Genomic DNA, 20855 nt, shown 5'->3' on the forward strand with positions numbered 1-20855 from the left:
ATGCCACGATGCGCAGCATGTTTTGACTTCACCCCCCGGTGAGGCTGGCTATAATGAAAAGCTCACTCTTGACCGTGAGAAGCTGGTTTTGACTTCACCCCCCGGTGAGGCTGGCTATAATGCCAAGATCGCTCTGGTGGAAGCAGGCAAAGTTTTGACTTCACCCCCCGGTGAGGCTGGCTATAATTTTGGTGGTGGAGCTTTGCAGCACGGGCCGGTTTTGACTTCACCCCCCGGTGAGGCTGGCTATAATGCCTTACCGCCGTGACTGCCGAACTCACCAGTTTTGACTTCACCCCCCGGTGAGGCTGGCTATAATCCAAAGAAGCCGCGCGCAGCCATGAACTCCGTTTTGACTTCACCCCCCGGTGAGGCTGGCTATAATAGACATTCATGCCGTTTATCCATCCACATCGTTTTGACTTCACCCCCCGGTGAGGCTGGCTATAATTGCCGCGACCTCTAAAAGCCTGCAGCAGGAGTTTTGACTTCACCCCCCGGTGAGGCTGGCTATAATGGGGAAGATCAAGGACAAGAAGAAAGCCCCGTTTTGACTTCACCCCCCGGTGAGGCTGGCTATAATGCAGACGAAGACCTTCATGCTCGTGACGCTGTTTTGACTTCACCCCCCGGTGAGGCTGGCTATAATCTATGACATCGGCGTGTGGTCTGCCCACAAGTTTTGACTTCACCCCCCGGTGAGGCTGGCTATAATGCCTGTGCCTGTCGCTGTGACTGAGCCCGTGTTTTGACTTCACCCCCCGGTGAGGCTGGCTATAATCACGATCCCCTGCTCCGCCACGATCTCCCCGTTTTGACTTCACCCCCCGGTGAGGCTGGCTATAATAATCTGCGATGCATAGCGCACGTCATTATGGTTTTGACTTCACCCCCCGGTGAGGCTGGCTATAATGCAATGACCACCGAGCACGAACGCATTATGGTTTTGACTTCACCCCCCGGTGAGGCTGGCTATAATCCGTCAACGCATTTACGGCCTACCTCAACCGTTTTGACTTCACCCCCCGGTGAGGCTGGCTATAATCGATGGGTATACTGCTTGAGACTTGGACTCGTTTTGACTTCACCCCCCGGTGAGGCTGGCTATAATCCGGTCCTCTATGCTCCCACTGCATGAATGGTTTTGACTTCACCCCCCGGTGAGGCTGGCTATAATCGATGGGTATACTGCTTGAGACTTGGACTCGTTTTGACTTCACCCCCCGGTGAGGCTGGCTATAATCCGGTCCTCTATGCTCCCACTGCATGAATGGTTTTGACTTCACCCCCCGGTGAGGCTGGCTATAATAAAATGCGCCGTCGCTTCGTCGATGTCGCTGTTTTGACTTCACCCCCCGGTGAGGCTGGCTATAATCATGTCCGCCTCCATGTCGCTGATCAACTCGTTTTGACTTCACCCCCCGGTGAGGCTGGCTATAATGCGGTCCACTCTCCACCCCTCCGCGCTGCGGTTTTGACTTCACCCCCCGGTGAGGCTGGCTATAATAACCAACTCCAGCACCCGGCACACGTCTGCGTTTTGACTTCACCCCCCGGTGAGGCTGGCTATAATGGACCTTGATGAGAAGCATGTGATTGTGCTGTTTTGACTTCACCCCCCGGTGAGGCTGGCTATAATAAACCAGCCGACAAGCCCACTGCCCTTTTGGTTTTGACTTCACCCCCCGGTGAGGCTGGCTATAATACCCGAGAAGAAAAACTGAACCTCATCTATGTTTTGACTTCACCCCCCGGTGAGGCTGGCTATAATCAGCGCCGAGATCAGCCGCACGCTGTCTGAGTTTTGACTTCACCCCCCGGTGAGGCTGGCTATAATATCCGAGCAATTCCTCAACAACAAAGACCTGTTTTGACTTCACCCCCCGGTGAGGCTGGCTATAATGCGCGAGCAGCACGGGCTTTTTCGGCACCTGTTTTGACTTCACCCCCCGGTGAGGCTGGCTATAATTTCCTCCGGAGACAGCCCAAAGCCCCACACGTTTTGACTTCACCCCCCGGTGAGGCTGGCTATAATAGGACTTGCTGAATCCCTTGGGGTTCAGCATAATCCGCCCTGAAATTCATCCATTGATCAGAGCCATTTCTCACCGGGGGGTGAAGTCTTAACTGATCAAGCACCCATCGGACCTCTGCCTGGCACGTCCGATGGGTGCTTCTTTTTCAAATCGCAGCCCGACTTGGAAACGCAGCGTTCTCGTCACTCCCAGAACTCAATCTGCTTGGGAATGTCAGGATCCACCGCCCGCCGTCCCTGCTGGTAATTTCTGCCGATGACTGTCACGCTTTTCTTCCACTGCTCATCCGTCATGAACATCATTCGTACGTTGCCTGCCTCCGGCACAAAGGCCTGCACCTTGGCCATGTGTTTTTCCAGATGCTCATGGCTCACACAGGGCCGAGCATAGACGGAAAACTGAATCATGAGATAGCCCTCATCCAGCAGATTGTTGCGGAAGCGCGTCGCCTCCTTGCGCTCACGATCCGTGATCACCGGCAGGTCAAACATGACGAGAATCCATCCCATGCGAAAAGGGCTTTGTTTCATGCTGGTTCCAAGTGATGCAGGCACTCTTGCCTGCACTTCTGTGTGGCTTCTCATGCGGCCCACAGCGGCCGCATCTCTCATCATCACGTCAGCTCCGGCACCCAGAAGGCCTCCGCATCCATCGCGGCATAGCTCCGGGTCAGGCTGGACGCACAGGCATCAATGGCGTCCATCAGTTTCAGCGAATAGCGCTCGTGCTGCACGCGGCGCTCCCGCAGTTCCGTCCCCACCTTCTTGCACCAGAGCTTCATCGTCGGCTCAGGCTCCGTCATGAACTCCGCCAGCAGGCAGTCCACCAGCGGTCGGAATGCCTCCATCACGTCATACACCAGTGGGTCACTCTGGTAGCGCGTGGTATGGTGCACACCCAGGCTCGGCGTCAGCCCATGCACGATCAGCGACCGGTGACACAACGCCGCCAGCACCGTGTAGCCATAGTTCAGCATCTGGTTCGGCGCCGTGTTCTCCTTGCGGTCCCGGCTCGTGGCACTCCAGCCGATGCTCGGAAAATAAAGCTGCCAGTACCGCTTCGCACAGTTCCCTTCATCAATGTCCTTCTGCTCCAGCGCCCGTTCCAGATGCGCGCTGCGGATGTCCCACCGGTGCAGCACCTTCGTCTGGTTCACCGTCTTGCCGCGCAGCATCCGCGTCCACAGCTTCTCATTCAGCCTGCGGGGCCTCGTGCACTGGTTCATGAACGCCTTCGCATCAATCACCCGCGCCAGCGGCGCAGTCACACCGCAGGGCTGGTAGCTCTCGTTGCAGTGCAGGATGATCCCATCCTGCTCCACCACGCTGCTGATGAAGTTTGAGCTCATCATCACCCCACGCGCCGCGATCACCACCGCCCGCAGATCCTCCAGTGGCATCCGTCGTGGCTGCGCATCCTCCGCCGCCTTGCAGGTGACAAACCCGCGTTCTTTGCCCAGCATGGCACCATGCTGGAAGACGTGTAGGATGTGGTAGCTCATAAAGTTCTTTTCAATCAGCACGTTTAAAACCAGCCTGAAGCATTTTCCCAAGATTGATGGGTTCTGAAACAAGGCCCGTTTGATTTGTCACCTCTGCACGCCCATCGGACCAAATGCTGTTCAACAAATAGCGCCCTGGTAGAAGCGGCGTCTTCGGATGCGCCACAGCCGCAGACAGTTCCACCGTGCATCCTGATTCAAAGAACTGACCATCCTGGATGCCCATGCTGCGCAGTTCACGCTGAATGACTGCTTCGGATTGAAAGGCATACACCGGCCTGACCACCGCACGTTTTTTATCCGGCTCCTTCCTGGTCGGCGCGGCTTCCCAGTACACAAAGTAGCCCCGGTGCATCTCCCCACGCCGCAGTTGTCGCGTGCCGTCCTTGGACAGGTCATGGTACTCGTCCGTCGCATTCGCCTTCGTTTTTGTCATCAGCACCTTGATGACTTTCGGTCCGCGCCCGCCGATGCGGTAGTTCGCACACCACGCTTTCCATTCTTCCACCGTAAACCTCGGCTTGGCAGCAAGGAATGCCTCTACCTCCTTGCGGATGGCCTTTTCAACGATCCTGTGCGTCTCCGCCTTGTCCACCGGCTTGAGGGATTCCTTGCCATTCGCTTCCTTGAGCAGCAGCGAAACCAGCTTTTCCCGCCCTACGGCAAAGGCACAGCCCTTGATCACACGCTCGCCGTAGGCCGTGGCTTCCAGCCGGGGAGGAGAAAGGTGCTCATTGCTTGGCTGCACCCTGGCAAGCTGGGCGGCAAAAAAGCCGGGCGGATTCACATCCACAGGCGGAGGAAAACGGAACCACTTCTCCTTGCTCTCATTCTGCGCCCAGCCTGGAATAAAAGCCAGCACCATGGCGTCCAGCGCATGATGCCGGTCGTCATCACGGTTCTTCTTCTCGGCCTCTTCTTCACTCACGCCTTCTGCGGCCAGGAGGCTGTTCAGCTTGTACTTGCGGCGGATGCGCGCCGTCAGCCCGCCAGAGATGATCGTCACGCGCTTCCCGCGTTCATCACTGCCGTTTTTCCATCCGAAATGCAGGCCTGCCAATGTCTGCGCCAGCTTGGCAATCCAGGCTGTCTCCGCCAGTGCGGTGTATTTATCCGCCAGTTCAGGAGCCTCCGGCAGCAGCAGCAGCCTGACCTTTTTATTCCGCAGAGCGGTCTGCCGGCTCTTCACACGGCCCACATACGCATCCCAGCCATCAGTCTCAGACAGCCATTGGAATGGCGTGCGCTTTCCCTTTTCGTCATTGGCAGTTTTCGTCGTGAGGATGTAATTCACCGCCGCATCCGGCCCGCCCTGGCTGCGCGGCACGATGTGGTCAATCTCATATTCATCGAGTGCGGTCTCGACGAGTGGTGTGCCCTTGTAGAGACAGATGCCTCCTTGCAGGCGGAGCATCTCCATCTTCAGTCCGGCACTCCGCTCGGTGGCCCCTGCCGCCTCAGCATCGCTGCGCGCTTGCTGGCGTTGCTTCTCCCGGTCTTTGAGAAACCTCCGATATTCGATCAGCGCCTTCTCCCCCATGAAATCTTCCCTCACAAACTCGATGGCGATCTTCTCAGGTTCACCGAACTGCGATTCCATCCATTGCAGGCGTTTCCAGAACGCCCCCAGGCGATGCCTGACGATAGGATCGTTCTGTGAGCCGATCAGTTCAAGGATGGCGGCAGAGGAATCACCTGTGCGCTGTGACAACGCCTCCAGCTTTTGATTCGGCACATAGATGCCTTCCCAAGTGCCGCCCATGTCGAGCAGGAATTTCAAATCCGCTTCCACCAGTCCCCTGTGTGGGTCAGTGTTGCCATTGAGTCGCTTCACTTCCGCAGCATGGAACACCTGCGGTGTCTGTCCTGAAAGAACGAGGCGCTTCAAAATTTCCAAAGCCGGACGGCAAAAGCGGCTGCGCCCGGCCATTTTGGGGGCAGCCACATCCAAACTCGGCGGCACAGGAACAGCCCCAATGCCCGAGCAAAACTTCCGCCACTGCGTTTCAGTTAGCTTCCAGCCCTTCTCCCTGTAAGCATCAAACACCTGCCCGATCTCCGCCGCCGTCAGGCCGCTTTGCAGCGTGGTGCCCCGCTGCACACGCATGTTCTTGAGTTTCATGAGGAAGGTGACCTCTTGCGGCAGCGTTCCTCGCTCACCATGGGCTTTCTGCTCGTCGCTGCGCACCTTGCACACATTGAAGCGCGGCATGAGGGTGCATTTCTCAATGATGCGATTGTCAAAACGTGGAATCTTCTGCCCCAGCACGCCCTGCCAGTCAGAGTTGCTGCCTTCCCGCAGCTTGAACTGCGCTCTCTCGCTTTTGTAATACGAGGCGTACGCCTTCCCTGCGGGTCCATAAAGGACATACCATGCCTTGTTGGCAAGCGCAGGAATCTGTCGTCCCGCCGCCTCCACGAGGAGCCGAATTTCACGCTCGACCAAATGACGCGGAAGGATGCGATTGCGCGTGCTTTCCGCATGGTGGTCGATGCGCTCTTTCAGCTCATCCGGCTGCTTTGGATCCCACAGCCCCATTTTCCAAGCATCAAAATAACATGGCAGATGGTGCTCAGGATCGGCAGACATAACGGCAAGCTCCGTTTCAAAGTCATGCATGCGCTTCAGCGTGCCCGCATCGTCATCATCCTTGTCCTCCTTGCGCATGCGTCGGTTCTCGCGCGTCTTCCAGGCAATGTCCGGGTCATACCCCCGCTTCTGGATCGCCGAATGCAGTGCCTTGTAAATCTGCCATGGCTCCAGTTTCTCACCGCGCAGCAGCTTGATGCGCAGCAGGCAGGAGGTGTAGCAGGTATCGTCACCCTTTGGCGGAAACTCGCGCTCCAGTCTTTCATCCCCTTCACGGATGAGCTTCCACTTCCCATCCACCTTCCCCACGCGGCGTCCCACCAGAGGTTCCAAGCCCGCAGCTTTCCACACCTCATCCAGCCACGCCTCACGCGCCTTGTGCGCCTGCCGCGTACGCAACATGCGGCGGCGGCTCGCCGCCTCCTTCGTCGAGGCAAATTCAGCCGGAATGAGCAGCGAAGCCACATGGTCGAACTTCCTCTCCTCCACATTCCAAACCGCCTCGCCAATACTCCCCTTGCCCAAGTCGAATGCCCAGATCGTGCTCATATGAAAGGCATAGATTAGCGGGGACCAGCTAAAGAACAAGCAGGTAAAAACACTTAAACGCCACCCTCAATCCTTAAGCAACACCAGCTCAAAAACCGTCATCCCCTCCTCCCCTTCCTCATCAACCTCATCTCAGCGGCTAAAATTCCGGCACCTTCACCTCCGTCCCCTCCTCCATTCCTTTGCTCCTCATTCCTTTGCTCCTCATTCCTTTGCCAATAACACCCCCTCTCTCCTCACCCAGAACAACCAAATCCACAGCCACCTCCGGCTCCCCATTTTCTGATCCTCTTTTATCAGCGTCTTATTAGCGTCCCATCAGCGGTTAAATAATCCGTGCCATTCACGCAGCACACCCGCACTCCCAGCGCCCTCCGGAACCCGCCCCCCTTTTTGCACCCTTCTTGCGCCTCTTTGCGGCCATCCCTCCCTGTTCTCCTCCTCCGGCATTCTCCTCGGCGTTCCCAACTCGGCGGTGTAAAATCAGTCCTTCCCCGACGTCCTGCCTTCCGCTCTCTCGTCAAACGGAAGATCACCCGCATGATCGCGAACAAGCACCACATAGTTCACGCGTCGCGCGGCGGGAACCAGAATGAACTCCCAGGCATTGAGGTTGCTGTGCCCCAGCAGCATCATCGGGGCTGGATGCGGCTCCTTGGACAAATCCACATCTCCCAGATGGACCCATGGATGCAGAGCCACATGCTCAATCATCCGCGTCAGACCATTGAGCCGAATGAACTCCTGCACATCCGCATCCGACTTCAAATCAATCGTTCCAAGATACACCACCTCCGTCGGATGCTCCACCGCGCTCATCACCGCGCCCGCCGGAACCTTCACCCCCGTCATCCTCGCCATCTCCTTCCATCCCGCCGGGCGACCCGACCAAAACCACGCCAGCACCACCGCACCTAGAAGCGCGAGCGCAATCAGACAGCCTCGGGAGGTGTGAGTCATAGAGTCAGAAAAGGAACCGGTTCACGCATGCATGCCATCATCATCGCGCCCCAACCACCGTCAATGGGTCCTTCCCCTCATTCCTTTTTACCCCGTTTTTTTGCGATTCTTTGCGGCCAACCTCCGGCTCCGCATTTTCTAATCCTCTCTTATCTGCGGTCCCATCAGCGGTTGCTGGAGGAAGGGCCTTTCCTCAAGGGCAGCCTGGAGGCGGGCTGCGGCTGATGCTGACATGTCAGGATACACCGGCGTGGTGCTGTTTGGGGATCTGGCGCAGTGCGAGTGGCGCTGCTGCTGCTGAAGCTGATGCGCAGCAGTGGGCACCGTTTTGGTCTGATGGTAGAACGCATCCTAAGCTGATGAAGCTCGTGATGGCGCAGGCGGGTGGAGAGGCTAGCGAGCGGGAGTTCTGGATCGTGCCGACGGTGGCGGTGACGCAGACGGCGCGGTGAGTCACCCGTGGCGCATGTGGGCGTAGAGGGTGTAGCCTGCGGCGGCCATGCCTGTGAGTGCGGCGGGGATGTAGAGGGTGTTGTAGGAGTAAACGTCGAAGAGCAGTGTGCCGAGCACGCCGCCGAGCATGAAGGAGCCGACGAGGGTGGCGTAGAGCCGGACGCGTTTGGCATCCACGCTGAGGCCGCGCAACCAGTGGCCGAAGGCGGCGCCGAGATCGGTGAACATGCCGGAGACGTGGGTGGTGCGCAGGACGGCGCCGCTGTAGGTGCTGGCCATGGCGTTTTGCAGGCCGCAGGCGGCGGAGGCAAAGTAGCTGGCGAGGCCGTTGTTTGAGCGCATGAGGGACGCGGCGACCATGAGGAGCAGGCTTTCGATCAAGAGCGCCACGCCGTAACGCCGCCCGAGTTTGAGCGCATCTTTCTGCACGATGAAGCCGCTGAGCGCAGCGCCGGCCACAAAGGAGAGCAGCACCATGCCGAGGTCCGACACGGCCGCGAGGTCATGGTGCGCTACGGCGAGGGTGAAAAGCGTGGTGCTGCCGGTGACGTGGGTGACGGCCTGGTGGGCGTAGCTTTTCAGGCCCACGGCATTGACCATGCCGGCGTTTGCCGCCAGCAGAGCGCCGCCTGCCCAAGCCCATCGTTCAAGTTTGTGAATCATGCCATTGCTGCTTCCCCCGCCAGCGCGAAACCGAATGACCGCGTGCAGGCGGCGGCACTTTACACTCCATGCGGCTGGCGTCCGGTGAAAAATCCACCTCTCCATAATGAAAGCGATGCTCAGCCCTGCACCTAGCCATGGCAAGCAGGATGCCGATTGACTCAGGCGTGGCGATTCGACTAGGATTTTCTTAAATCCAGACTTTTGATTGAAGATAAATCCAAGCCATGCGTTCAACCCCCAGCCGCCTGTCCGCATGAAATCGCACACTGCTCTCCTTCTTTGTCTGCTGCTGCCTGTTTTACTCTTTGGCGCGGATGCGGCCAAGGTGGGTGCGCTGGGCAGCGCGAGTCGCATGTTGTTTGAGGGCAACAAGACCTTCACGGCGGAGGATCTCCATCGGGGCCTGCGCACGCACGGGGACTGGCTGCTGGCGGCACACCCGGAGGCCCCGCTGGCGGACTATGTGCAGGCCACGCGGGCGGCGCTGCTGCGCGGCTACCAGCGTGCGGGGTTTCCGCAGGTGCAGATCACCGAGACGCGGTGGCTGACGGATCCGCAGCGGCTGCTGTGCGTGATCGCTGAAGGGCCGCGCTACATGGCGGGGCCGGTCACGGTGACGGGGGCGGAGTCGGTGCCGGCGGCACAGATCATCGCCAGACTGACCACGAAGGAGAAGAAAGCGGCGGATGATTCCAGCAAGAAGGACAAGCCGGAGGAGCAGAAGACGCCGCCCACTTTGGTGGATGTGTCAGAGACGTATGCACCGGGCCTTTCCATCAAGACGAAGGGAAGCGAGGTCGCGGACGCTGACTCGAAGGAGATCGCGTGGGAGATTGGCAAGCCCGCCGCGTTGGATGCACGCCGTCCCGTTGATCTGCAGGCCATGGTGGTGAAGCAGCTTGCCAAGGTGGGGCGGATGCAGGCCAAGGTGGAGGTCAAAACCGTGCTGGATGACACCGCGCACACCGCCGCCCTGCACGTGGATATTCTTTCGGAAGGACCGGCGGCGGTGCTGGCGGGGATCACCTGCACGGGGCTGAAGCGCGACTCCGAGGCGGCGCTGCTGAAGTACCTGGGGCTGGAGAAAGGCCGGCCGTTTTTGTCCGGGCAGGTGAAGGAGATCGAGGACCGGCTGCTGAGCAGTGCCCGCTACACCTCCTACAAGGTGACGACCACTCCGCGCAAGACGGACCAGCCGGAGATGGACCTGAAGCTGGAGCTGGTGGAAATGCCCGAGGCGCCCAAGCTGGGCGAGCCGCTGAACGCCACGTGTGAAACCCTGCTGAAGGCGCGGGACTGGTGCAATGAGCTGATGCGCAGCGGCAACGAGGATCTGGTGGTGACGCTGTACTTCCAATCCAAGAAGGAGCCCAGCGGAGAGATGGTCATCATCTACAATTCGCAGCGCGGACTGCAGGTGACGCTGACGGTCCTTGACGATGCAGAGGGCCGGAAAAATCCGCGCCGCTACACGCTGCGATACACTCCGGGGGAAGTGACCGCCTGCTTTTCGGCGCATGACGGCGCAGTCAGGCAGTGGCTGCGGCAGCCGCTGGGAAGGACCTTGAAGACGAGTCTGTTTGTGAGGATCGAGACGGATGAACCGAAGGACAACCGCACGACCGGCAAGGTCAACTTTGGCGGAGCATGGGGGACGAAGGAGGGAAACGGGCTGCTGGACTTCGAACTGACGATGAAGCCGGCGGCTGCGCTGCTGAACAGCCTGAAGTACGCGGATCAGTGGGAGCACAAGGATGGCGTGCTGGTGATGAAAACGGAAACGGCGGACGGCCAGGGAAAGTACGGCGCCGTCATCGACGAGGCCACGGGTCGCCTGCGCGAGCTCGGGAACGGCAAGGGAATGTGGAACAAGGATCATACGGAACTTTCCCGGTTCAGCCTCACCACGGCCAAAGGGGCATGGGACAAGGCCACGCAGGAGCTGGAGGCGCAGACCGCCGGCGTGGCGAACAGCTATGAGCCCGGGGAGGGCTTTGCCTCCTGGGCAGGCTGGCTGACGGCGGGCTTTCTGAACGCGGGCTTTGGCAAGACGGCTGCGCTGACGCCGGAGGAGGTGGCGCGGCGCACGACCGCAGCACGGGACCTCGGGCGCGGGGTGGACATTTCGATGACGCAGCTTTCCAGCGCCTTCACCGGCACAGAAGATGCCCGATTTCACGTGCCGGACGCACCTGACAAGCCGCGCACGACGAGGACCAGCACCACGATGATTGCGCAGATCGGCCTGGCGATCGTGGACAGCGTGGTGAGCGAGGGGAGCTGGCCCTGGCTGCTGGCGCGGGAGGTGTACTACAGCACGGCGGGGCGGAATGAGTACACCGGCCGCATTTTGCAGCAGGTGCAGCAGGACCCGGAGCTGGGGCCGGTGGGCTGCTACTTTGCGGCCTCTCTGCTGGACTGGACGCTGCCTGCGTCTGCGGGTGAGTTCCGCGAACTGGCGCTGAGCAAGATGACGGCGGCAGATTTCCGCAAGGACTGGGGACTGCTGGTGCAGAACTGCAGTGCGCGCAAGCGCACGGCCATGGCGGAGCTGCTGGAGAAGGTGCGGGCGGGCGGGCAGAGCCCGGAGACTGATCTGCTGCGCGAGGTGTTTGGCGGTGCGGAGGCTGGCACGAAGATCGGCTTCACCTCGATGATGGAGTCTTTTTTGCAGGAGCTGCGCCGTGAGCCGGACCGCACGCTGGCCACTGCCACGACGGCAGCGATGGACAGGATGTGGGATGAAACGCTCTCCGGCTTGCTGCGCGAAAAGCTGACGCCGAAGGGCGGTGATGGCAAGGCGGTGGATGCGGCGCGGGTGGCCGCAATGGTGGGTGGCACGGAGGTGATCCGCAAGGAGGTGGAAGTAGCGCTGGAGCTGTTCCGCAAAAATGCCGCCGCAGCCAAATCAGGGGCCACGGAGGCGGAGCTGGAGGAGGCGGCGCTCAAGAGCCAAATCGAGGTGGCGCTGCTGCATGCGGCCTTCAAGGCCATGGGCAACAACGTCACCACCGAGCAGATGGACGAGGACGTGCGCCAGTTCGTGGCCCGCAGTTTCAAAGGCAGCCAGCCGCGCTTTTTGATGCAGCTGGCCAAGGACGGGTACACGCTGGAGGAATATCGCGCGATACGCGAAAAGAACCTCGTCGCGCCACTCATGAAGCAGAAGATCCGGGGGATGGCTCCTGCGCCGACGGAGGAGGAGATCGCCCGGCAGATGGAGAAGAACAACGCGCCACCGGAGCGGCAGGTGAAGCTGCACACGCTCTCCATCCTGAAACAATCCGGCGGCCAGAGCGAGGTGCAGCAGCGCAAGCTGGCGGATGACGTGCATGCGAAGCTCAAGGAGGGGCAGGACTTTGAAGCGCTGGCCAAGAAACATTCCGCCGACAGTCGTGCCGCAGACGGCGGCACCATGGACTGGATGAACGCCATCGCGCTCAGCCCGGCGATCTCCGGGCCGCTCACTGGCATGGAGCCCGGAGGAATCAGCGGGGTGGTGGACATCGGCAGTGCGTGGATCATCGTGAAACTCGATGCAGAGCGCATGCTTAGCAAGACGGCGGAGGAACGGCGGCAGGAGGCCACGGCGGTGCTGAAGCAGCAGAAGGCGACCGATTTTTACAATGCGTGGCTGAACAATGTGCGGGGGAAGATCAAGGTGCAGATCCTGCCGCTGCCGGAGGCGAAGGGTGGGAAGTGAGGAGGAAGCGGCGATTTTCCTCCGGGTGGAAAGGCCAAGCGGAGGCATGGGGACGGAGCGTGCTATTGAGAACCGCACATCAGGGGGGATTCTTCATCAGCACTTCAAAAATCGACAATCATTGCTCATCAATCGTCAATCGCGCACATCCAGAACATTCTGACGCCGGAGGATTGATGATTGTCGAGCAATCGATTTTTGATTTTCGAAGTTTCAGACATTCGCGTGTCACTTCACGATGTCAGGCTTGATAAAACAAGCCATGGGCCGGGCATGTGCGCCACATGTCACCAAAAGGTTCTTGCGCCGGGCTACTATTTGGTTATTTAGCCAAATAACCAATTGATACCAATGCCTGCAAGCAAGACAGTCTCCAGCAAACGAGCCGCCGTGATCAAGGCGCTGGCGCATCCGTCGCGCCTGCTGATCGCGGAGGCGCTGATGGACGGGGAGATGTGCGTGTGCGACCTGAAGGACCTGGTGGGCGCGGACATGTCCACCGTATCCAAGCACCTGAGCATGATGCGCCAGGCCGGGGTGCTGGTGTCTGACAAGCGCGGGCTGAACATTTATTATCGTCTGGCCTGCGACTGCCTGGGGGATTTCCTGCGCTGCCTGGACCAGCTGGCGCCGAAGAAAGCCACCACCAAACCCTGCTGCTAACTGCTTTTTCCTACCATGAACATCACCGAATTTCTCTCCCACCTGAACGCGCATGCTGACAAGCCGCTGCTGTTTGTACTGCCGGATGGCGGCATGATCCCCGCGCACTATCACGTCACGGAAGTGGGCCATGTGATGAAGAACTTCATCGACTGCGGAGGCACAAGGCGCACGCTGGAGACCTGCCTGCTGCAGACGTGGGTGCATGATGATGTGGACCACCGGCTGCTCTCTGGCAAGCTGGCGGCGATCTTTGACCGCGCGGACGATGTGCTGCCGCACCACAATCTGCCGGTGGAGATTGAATACGAGGACGGCGTGGTGGCGCAGTTTCCGGTGGAGAGCGCGGAGGTCATCGATGGCGCGCTGGCGTTTCATCTGGGGCTGAAGCACACGGACTGCCTGGCGCGCGGGATCTGCCTGCCGGGTGAGTGTGCGCCTGCGCCGAAAATTGAGGCGGCGGCTTCCTGCTGCACGCCGGGGTCCAAATGCTGCTGAAAGACTGCCATGAAAAAACTCCTCGCTGAATTCCTCGGCACGTTCACGCTCGTCTTTGCGGGCACGGGGGCCATCGTCATCAATGCCGCGAGCCACGGGGCCATCGGGCATGCGGGCATTGCGCTGACCTTTGGGCTGGTGGTGCTGGCGATGATTTATACTTATGGTGATGTGAGCGGCGCGCATTTGAACCCTGCGGTGACGCTGGCGTTTGCGGTGGCGCGGCGCTTTGCGTGGCGGGAGGTGCCGGGGTATCTGGGTGCGCAGATCAGCGGTGCGCTGGCTGCCAGCCTGCTGCTGCGGGTGCTGTATCCGCAGGATGCCACGCTGGGAGCGACGCTGCCGGCGGGATCTGAGATGCAGAGCTTTGTGCTGGAACTGGTGCTGACGGCGATGCTGATGCTGACGATTTTGAGCGTGTCCACCGGGGCCAAGGAAAAGGGCATCACGGCAGGGATTGCGATCGGTGGTGTCATTGCGCTGGAGGCGATGTTTGCGGGTCCGGCCTGCGGAGCGTCGATGAATCCGGCGCGGTCGCTGGCGCCTGCGCTGGTCTCCGGGCACCTGGAGCATCTGTGGCTGTATCTCGCCGCGCCGGTGCTCGGTGCGCTGCTGGCGGTGCCGCTGTGCATGGGCGTGCGTGACAGCGGCTGCTGCGGTGGCCGGTGCGCGCCCGATGCCAAATGATTTTCCTTTTTTAAACACTTCATCCTACCCCCATGAAACACCCCACCATTCTCATTCTCTGTACGGGCAACTCCTGCCGATCCCACCTTGCTGAAGGCATCCTGCGCCGCGCGCTGGGCGAAGGCTACACGGTGGCCAGCGCTGGTTCCAAGCCTGCGGGCTATGTGCATCCTCTTGGCATCAAGGCGATGGCGGAGATCGGCATCGACATTTCGGGGCATCATTCGAAGCATCTGAATGAGTTCCTCAACCAGGACATCGAAACGGTGATCACGGTGTGCGGCAATGCGGATCAGGCCTGCCCGATGTTTCCCGGCCAGGTGAACCGGCACCACTGGGGCTTTGATGATCCTGCGCATGCCACGGGCACGGAGGAGGAGCAGATGGAGGTCTTCCGCCGGGTGCGCGATGAGATCCGCGCGGTGTTTGAGTCCTATGCCTCGGGCCGGCAGAATCAGGCGGCGCTGGCGAAGACGGTGCCTGCGCTGGCTGCCCAGGCGTACAGCGACGGGCATCAGGATGAGAACAAGAAGAAGTGAACAGGAGGCTGCAGCCATGAATTTTTTGAGACTTTGCGGAACTGAAGGAGTGAGGAGGCACGAGGCACGTGCCGCCTCCGTTCGTGCTTGTGGATACCACTTTATGGTATTTTTAATACTTGCCGCTGGCACAGTGTTTGGGACACCGACGGGGCTGAACAACATTCCCACGGCGGACACGGTGCCGCACCGGACGGTGGCGGCGCAGTACTTCAGCAGCTTTGGCGGGGCGAACCAGTTCGCCACGAGCGGGCCGGGAAAAACCTCGGACTGGGCGGGCTTCAAGACAGGCTGGGATTTCAAGCCGCTGCATGTGGAGTGGGGTCTGGACAGCGCACTGGGGACGGGCTACTCGGGGCCGCTGGTGTTTCAGACGAAGGCGCGGATTCAGCCGTGGGAGGACGGGATGTTTGCGCTGGGTGTGGCCGGTGTGGCGCTGACGGACACGCGACGTGCGGGCGATCCTTTTACTTACGCGATGCTGTGGCATGATTTTCATCTGCTGCGTGTGCATGCGGGCTACGGTTTGCAGACGCATGGGGACAGCTGTCTTTTCGGCGTGGACCGGACGTGGAAGGTCTTTGAGCGGAGTTTGAATCTGAACGCGGACCTGGTGCAGACGCGCAATCAGCATGGGGTCATCACGGCGGTGGGAGCGAAGTATGATCTGAGCCGGCACATTGTGCTGGAAACGTGGGCGAACTTTCCGGATCGGGACCGTGTGAGCGTGATCGCGAAGATCAACTTTGTATTCACGTTTTAGGCACCCGTTCCTTTCAGCCTTTTCCATAGCTGAGCTCAGGATTGAGCTATCTCCCCACTCCACATCCATCTACTTCGTCCTGGAGTGTGGCAGCGTTGAATGTCGTTTTCGAGAGTTTCGTTGCGAGGGTGGACTGCTGCGGAAGGTGGACGGTATATTTTGTCAAGTATTTGCACACTGACCCCATTTTGAGATTGTGGCGGTGACGCGGTTATGAGCGGACACATCGTGCTGGTAACGTGGGCGAAGTTTCCGGATCGGAGCCGGGGGAGCGTGATCGCGAAGGTCAACTTTGTGTTCACGTTCAGGAACGGCGCAACCGAGTCACTGCGGTGTCTGGGGCGGCGGAGAGGCAAAGCGAGCGCGTGCGGGAGCGGCCGAGGTGGAGGGTGAAGGCTCTGACACCGGCGGCGGCGCAAACTGGCGGGAGGCGACCACTGCGGAGGATGGAGCAGGGCCGGGCTTGGTCCCTGGCAGAGGAACCGAAGGTATGACGAGCGTTTTGTTCGCAGACTTTCCAGCAGGTTTTGCGGCAGCCATACGGCTGGTTTCAGCGGCGGAGACTTGAGCGAGGTAGTTCGAATCGTAAGTGAGCATGGCGGCTTCCGAACCGAGCACCACGTCCACCTGACATTCCTTGCGGCTGCTGGAGAGATGAAAGGACTTCAGGTGCATGCCACTCTGAGCGGGCAGGTCTTTGCGCAGGATGATGCGTTCGTTGGTCTTGGTGTTGACGACGACGATGGTGGGATTGTCCGCCGCGCCGTAGTGGGCTCCGATGGCGAGATCTCTGGCAAAGGAATCCTGGGCGGCGATGGGCGCGACGGTTTTCAGGGTGAATGGATTTTTGCTCCATCCGGCCTCATAACGTGATGCGGGGTATGCCTGCGGGGGCGTGAACACGGCGGGATCCTCTGCGTGAATCACTCCGAGGTGAGCCAGCAGAAAGAGGAGATGGAATCCGTGTCTGGGCGGCATTGTGGCAAAAGTGGCAGATACACCGGCATCGAAGCCTTCCAGACCAAGACTTCAATGTGACATCTTTGTTCCAGAGTGAGTTTTGACAGGTCTGGCGGGAATGCATGAATCCGTGGGGTTTCCTATGAAATCATTCCACCCGATGCTGTACGGCCTGATGTTGCTCGCGTTCCTGACTTTCTCCCGGGGAACTGCCGCTGAGGATGTCGATGTGGACGAGGATGTGAAGAGGCACACCCTGGTGCAGGTGGGAGAGACGGCCCCGGACTTCAATGGCAAGACAACCGATGGCCGGACGATGACGCTCTCTGCGCTGAAGGGCAAAGTGGTGGTGGTGTATTTTTTCTCCACCCAGGTGGCGCCGTGCATCGCCGAGATGAAACACCTTCAGAGCGAGGTGTACGAGAAGCTTCGGAACAGAGATGATTTTCAACTGATCGGCATCGGCTTCGGCAAGGGCAGCACACGGGAGGAACTGGTCATTCTCGGAGGCGAGAACAAGTTCACCTTTCCGCTGGTGCCTGATCCGGGCCGGCAAATTTACGAACGCTACTTCACGAAGTATGCGCCACGCACGGTGGTGATCGGGAAAACGGGCGTCATCCGGCATCTTGCCAGCGGGTACCATGAATTGACCAGCATCCCCAAGCTGCAGGCTGCGCTGGCACGTGAACTCGCGGTCAACACCCCTTGATGGGGGTGACTGCCATGCGTGGCCCGAGCCGTGGCAATGTTACAGAACATTAACAATAAAGCGCTGATTCCGCAGCCCGCGCCGCCTTAACGCATGGGGCGTTTGCACACTGCTGCCATGAAGCATTTTCCTCCTCTCATTTTCACTCTGACGTCCTCGATGACACGAGCGATCACGAGTGCTGTGAGACTGCTGAACCGGTGTCCAAATCGTCACCCTCAACCGCTAGATTCACACTCAACGCTTAGCTACAGCACGCTCGTCGGCGAAAGGCGATGAGCGCTCTTTTTCAAACTTGGAGCAATCATTTCACAACAACCGACAAACCCACACATACCAATGCTAATCAAAACCAAACACTTCCTCACCATGCTTGTCGTGGCTGGAATTTCAGCGGCAGCCATTCCGTCCAAGGCTGCCACCTTCGTTGCCGGGGATCTCCTCCTCGGCTTCCGTGCCACTGGCGGCACAGGCTCAACTTCGAACCTGATCGTCGATCTCGGTCTGGCCACGGGTTATCGTGACGCCACCTCCAACATCGCCTCCGTGGTGGACATTGGCTCCCTGCTGGTCAGCACCTATGGTTCGGACTGGGCCACGCGCTCTGATCTGTCCTGGGGTATTGTCGGCGCCCGGACCAACAGCACCATCAGTGCTGCGGTGGGCGGAGACCCCGCCAGAACGGACTACCTCTCAGCCGCGCAGAGCACCATCACCCCGGGGACCCAGCAGTCCACGGCCTGGGTTGTCGGGAGTGCGGGACGAGCAGACACCACGGCGGACATTCTCGGCCTCGGGGTCGCTTATGCCGCAGCCCCTGGCACCACCAGCGCGGTTCTTAACTCCACGGATGCAGGAAGCTGGTCGACCAACAACAGCGGTTCGGATTCCTTCCGAGTCGGCGGCACCATCGAAGGCAACTTCGCCAATGGCGCCTCTGGCACGGCACTGGACCTCTATCGTGTGCTGAACACCAACACAGGTGCCAATCCGACGGGAACCGTCGGCGTGGGCTCCTATGAAGGCACCTTCACCATCAGCAGTGCTGGTGTGGTGGGTTTCACTGCGGCAGAAGCAGTGCCTGAGCCCAGCCGTGCAATTCTCGCCGCCGTCGGCCTGGGTGGTCTGCTGCTCCGCCGCCGTCGCAGCGTGAAAGCTTGAGATGACACTCCCTATTTCCACAAATCATACACCTTTCTCTTTTTTAACTTACTCATGAAATCTTTTTTTAAACTCTCCGTGGGCGTGCTCGCCCTCGCCCTCGCCCAGCAGGCTTCTGCTGACGTGACCATCCGCCTCACCGGATCCACCGCCTTCCGTTCGGGTGCCCACAAGGGCATCATCGCCATGATGGGCGGTGAAACGAACTGCAAAATCGCGACCGGGGCCCTCCCTGACAGCAACGGCAATCCCGTGGCAACCGCGCAAACGCAGGGCAGCTACGAAGGCGCCGACTTCTCCACCATCCAGGGAACGGCCACCGGCATCAGCGGCATTACCACCGTGCAGTGCTGCTGGACTGGCTCCGCCACGGGTGTCAAGGACGTTGCTCAGCAGCTCGACCTCACCTTCATCCCGGCCAGCGCGCTGCCTGCCAGCAATGGCTACGCCAACATTGCCGTCAGCCAGAGCCCAACCCAACTCGCCAAGGCCAACTTTGCGTTTTCCGATGTGTTCCAGTCATCCACCCCCACAGCCTCCCCTGCGCTGGTGGACAACAAGCTGGCGATCATTCCGTTCTGCTGGGTCGCCAACAAAGGCACCACGAACTTCACCAACATGACACAGCAACTGGCGCGCACGCTCTACGTCAACGGCTACGTTCCGAAGAGCCTCGCCACCGGCAACGCCGCAGATACGGACTATGTGCTCATGGCGGGCCGTGACAACGGCTCCGGCACCCGCATCACTTCACTGGCTGAGACCAAGTACGGTGCCTTCACGCCGGTGCAGCAGTGGAAATTCACCACCACCGGTGCAGTGGGCACCGGCAGCATCGTCTCAGCCCAGATCTGGCCCATCGGTGATGGCGTGGGGTCCACCACCGTTGGCAATGGCGGCTATACGAGCGGCAGCACCATTCGTAACTTCATGAGCATGACCTCGTCATCCATCAGTCTGCTGGATGAAACCGGCGCGGAAGTCGCCAACAGCCTTCCGGTCACCGTGGTTTCCTGGCTGGGCATCACCGATGCGAACACCGCCGTCGGCAACGGGGCCGTGCGCCTCGCCTATGAAGGCGTGACTTATGATGGCACGAACACCGCCCTGATTTACGAAGGCCGCTATTCCGCCTGGGGCTACCTGCACCTCTACACCCGCAGCGGCCTGACCAGCGACGAGACCCAGTTCAAGAACAACATGGCGACCCAGCTCGACAACACCTCTGTGCTCGGCACGTCCGGTCTGCGCGTGTCCCAGATGCATGTGAACCGCCAGAATGACGGTGCCACCATCGGTGCTGGTGCCAACTAAAACTGCCGGCATTCTCGCAATGCCTGCCTGACAAAAAAAACCTCGCTGGTGCTGACGCATGCCGTCAGCACCAGTTTTTGTTTCACTCTTTATTCCTCAAAATCTCATGCCCCACTTTCCCCTGCTCCGTCACCCTCTGCTCATGGCAGGATCGCTGGCATTGAACGTCATGCTGGGCTGTGCGGCAGTGGCGCTCTGGGTCCAGGCAGGCAAAACGCCGCAGATTGCCGCCGTTCCGAGGGTGGTGCCAGCAGCCGCCAAATCACGCCCGCTGGTGGTCAAGACGGCCCAGCCGAAGCCGTTTCACTGGAGCCAGCTGGAGACGCCTGATTTCGCGACTTATGTGAAAAATCTTCGCGGGGTGGGCTGCCCGGAGGCGACGATACGTGACATCGTGGCCGGGGAGCTGAATGAAATCCAAGCACAGAAACGCAAAGCAATGGCCACGACCAGCGGCCGCCTGCCGGCGGCGGAGGAGATGAAGCTGCAGGCCGAGTACGAGCAACTGCTGACGAAACTGACCGCGCCAGAAGCGTCCTCTGAGCAAGCACGTCAAGGCTCTGCCGCTGCGGTGAACCAGCAGGGCGGCTCTTCGAACACGGCACCATCCGAGACCGCCCTCACGAATTCGACGCCTGCGGGGAACCCCGCTGCTGACATCCCAGCCGCATTCACGTATGGCACCCAAGAATCCACGGCCCAGCAGCAGGCGTCTCAGGGCCTGCTCAATGCAGCCACGCCTGACCCGACACTTTCCCCTGTCGCAACAGCGGCACTCCAGCAGATGCAAAGTGATTTCGCGCAAGCAGTGAGCGAAACCAATGCGCCTTCCGACAGTCCTGCCTACCGGGCACGGTGGAACCAGGTGCGCCGGGACAGTGATGAACAGTTTTCCTCCATGTTTGGCGGAGACTTGTTCATCCTCACTCAGATTGAGGCCGTTAAAAATGCTGCGGCTGCGAAAGCGGCACCTTGAAGCATGTGTTGTGTTTCGAAACTGTCACCGAAACTCGTGATGCCCTACGTAAGAGGGCAAAAAGGGGCGCAGACTGTGACGCATTCGTAACAGCGGCAAGCTTGAGCGAGGGCTGGGTCGAACG

The 20855-nt window shown here is 59.8% G+C and carries 16 protein-coding genes and 1 CRISPR repeat array (1 of these 17 cut by a window edge); of the genes, 10 read left to right on the plus strand and 6 right to left on the minus strand.

The window, feature by feature from the left end:
* Nucleotides 1-2035: a CRISPR direct-repeat array (repeat unit 36 nt; unit sequence GTTTTGACTTCACCCCCCGGTGAGGCTGGCTATAAT); it begins 971 nt to the left of the window's first position.
* 183 nt (nucleotides 2036-2218) lie between these two features.
* The 5 genes from cas2 to AC24GY_RS15210 all read right to left on the minus strand — a co-directional run bounded on the left by cas2 (nucleotide 2219) and on the right by AC24GY_RS15210 (nucleotide 8752).
* On the minus strand, nucleotides 2219-2566 hold the full coding sequence (gene cas2, locus AC24GY_RS15190; protein WP_487684568.1) for a CRISPR-associated endonuclease Cas2: 348 nt from the start codon (nucleotides 2564-2566) through the stop codon (nucleotides 2219-2221).
* 83 nt (nucleotides 2567-2649) lie between these two features.
* Nucleotides 2650-3537, minus strand: a complete 888-nt coding sequence (cas1, locus tag AC24GY_RS15195) for a type II CRISPR-associated endonuclease Cas1 (RefSeq protein WP_487684571.1) — start codon at nucleotides 3535-3537, stop codon at nucleotides 2650-2652.
* A 10-nt stretch (nucleotides 3538-3547) separates the two neighbouring features.
* A complete protein-coding gene (gene cas9d, locus AC24GY_RS15200) occupies nucleotides 3548-6676 on the minus strand; it encodes a type II CRISPR RNA-guided endonuclease Cas9d (protein WP_487684574.1) in 3129 nt (1042 codons plus the stop codon).
* Nucleotides 6677-7159: 483 nt separating this feature from the next.
* Nucleotides 7160-7636 carry a hypothetical protein gene (locus AC24GY_RS15205; protein WP_487684577.1) on the minus strand — a complete coding sequence of 159 codons (477 nt, stop codon included), beginning with the start codon at nucleotides 7634-7636 and terminating at the stop codon, nucleotides 7160-7162.
* Between the two features lie 453 nt (nucleotides 7637-8089).
* The gene (locus AC24GY_RS15210; RefSeq protein WP_422320677.1) at nucleotides 8090-8752 is read right to left on the minus strand and encodes a YoaK family protein; all 663 of its coding nucleotides are present in this window, start codon (nucleotides 8750-8752) and stop codon (nucleotides 8090-8092) included.
* A gap of 256 nt (nucleotides 8753-9008) precedes the next feature.
* On the opposite strand from AC24GY_RS15210, the gene AC24GY_RS15215 reads away from it, so the two are divergent.
* The 6 genes from AC24GY_RS15215 to AC24GY_RS15240 all read left to right on the plus strand — a co-directional run bounded on the left by AC24GY_RS15215 (nucleotide 9009) and on the right by AC24GY_RS15240 (nucleotide 15608).
* Entirely contained in the window at nucleotides 9009-12458 is a 3450-nt protein-coding gene (locus tag AC24GY_RS15215; RefSeq protein WP_487684580.1) for a peptidylprolyl isomerase, read from the plus strand.
* Nucleotides 12459-12809: 351 nt separating this feature from the next.
* The gene (locus AC24GY_RS15220) at nucleotides 12810-13121 is read left to right on the plus strand and encodes an ArsR/SmtB family transcription factor (protein WP_397384972.1); all 312 of its coding nucleotides are present in this window, start codon (nucleotides 12810-12812) and stop codon (nucleotides 13119-13121) included.
* Between the two features lie 15 nt (nucleotides 13122-13136).
* Nucleotides 13137-13619, plus strand: a complete 483-nt coding sequence (locus tag AC24GY_RS15225; protein ID WP_487684583.1) for a DUF6428 family protein — start codon at nucleotides 13137-13139, stop codon at nucleotides 13617-13619.
* Nucleotides 13620-13628: 9 nt separating this feature from the next.
* Nucleotides 13629-14306 (plus strand): MIP/aquaporin family protein, encoded by a 678-nt coding sequence (locus tag AC24GY_RS15230; RefSeq protein WP_487684586.1) that lies wholly within the window; start codon nucleotides 13629-13631, stop codon nucleotides 14304-14306.
* A gap of 32 nt (nucleotides 14307-14338) precedes the next feature.
* On the plus strand, nucleotides 14339-14845 hold the full coding sequence (locus AC24GY_RS15235; protein ID WP_422316560.1) for an arsenate reductase ArsC: 507 nt from the start codon (nucleotides 14339-14341) through the stop codon (nucleotides 14843-14845).
* A gap of 103 nt (nucleotides 14846-14948) precedes the next feature.
* Nucleotides 14949-15608, plus strand: a complete 660-nt coding sequence (locus tag AC24GY_RS15240; RefSeq protein ID WP_487684590.1) for a hypothetical protein — start codon at nucleotides 14949-14951, stop codon at nucleotides 15606-15608.
* A 324-nt stretch (nucleotides 15609-15932) separates the two neighbouring features.
* Here AC24GY_RS15240 and AC24GY_RS15245 read toward each other — a convergent pair whose 3' ends face one another.
* Nucleotides 15933-16586, minus strand: coding sequence for a hypothetical protein (locus AC24GY_RS15245; RefSeq protein WP_487684593.1), 654 nt, complete (start codon nucleotides 16584-16586; stop codon nucleotides 15933-15935).
* A 124-nt stretch (nucleotides 16587-16710) separates the two neighbouring features.
* Here AC24GY_RS15245 and AC24GY_RS15250 point away from each other — a divergent pair, with 124 nt between their 5' ends.
* The 4 genes from AC24GY_RS15250 to AC24GY_RS15265 all read left to right on the plus strand — a co-directional run bounded on the left by AC24GY_RS15250 (nucleotide 16711) and on the right by AC24GY_RS15265 (nucleotide 20731).
* Nucleotides 16711-17280, plus strand: coding sequence for a peroxiredoxin family protein (locus AC24GY_RS15250; RefSeq protein WP_422320631.1), 570 nt, complete (start codon nucleotides 16711-16713; stop codon nucleotides 17278-17280).
* A 339-nt stretch (nucleotides 17281-17619) separates the two neighbouring features.
* A complete protein-coding gene (locus AC24GY_RS15255) occupies nucleotides 17620-18441 on the plus strand; it encodes a PEP-CTERM sorting domain-containing protein (RefSeq protein ID WP_422320632.1) in 822 nt (273 codons plus the stop codon).
* A gap of 54 nt (nucleotides 18442-18495) precedes the next feature.
* Nucleotides 18496-19755 carry a hypothetical protein gene (locus tag AC24GY_RS15260; RefSeq protein WP_422320633.1) on the plus strand — a complete coding sequence of 420 codons (1260 nt, stop codon included), beginning with the start codon at nucleotides 18496-18498 and terminating at the stop codon, nucleotides 19753-19755.
* Between the two features lie 106 nt (nucleotides 19756-19861).
* The gene (locus AC24GY_RS15265) at nucleotides 19862-20731 is read left to right on the plus strand and encodes a hypothetical protein (RefSeq protein ID WP_487684597.1); all 870 of its coding nucleotides are present in this window, start codon (nucleotides 19862-19864) and stop codon (nucleotides 20729-20731) included.
* Nucleotides 20732-20855 lie beyond the last annotated feature (124 nt).

The sequence above is a fragment of the Prosthecobacter sp. Pr1 genome (assembly GCF_057652315.1).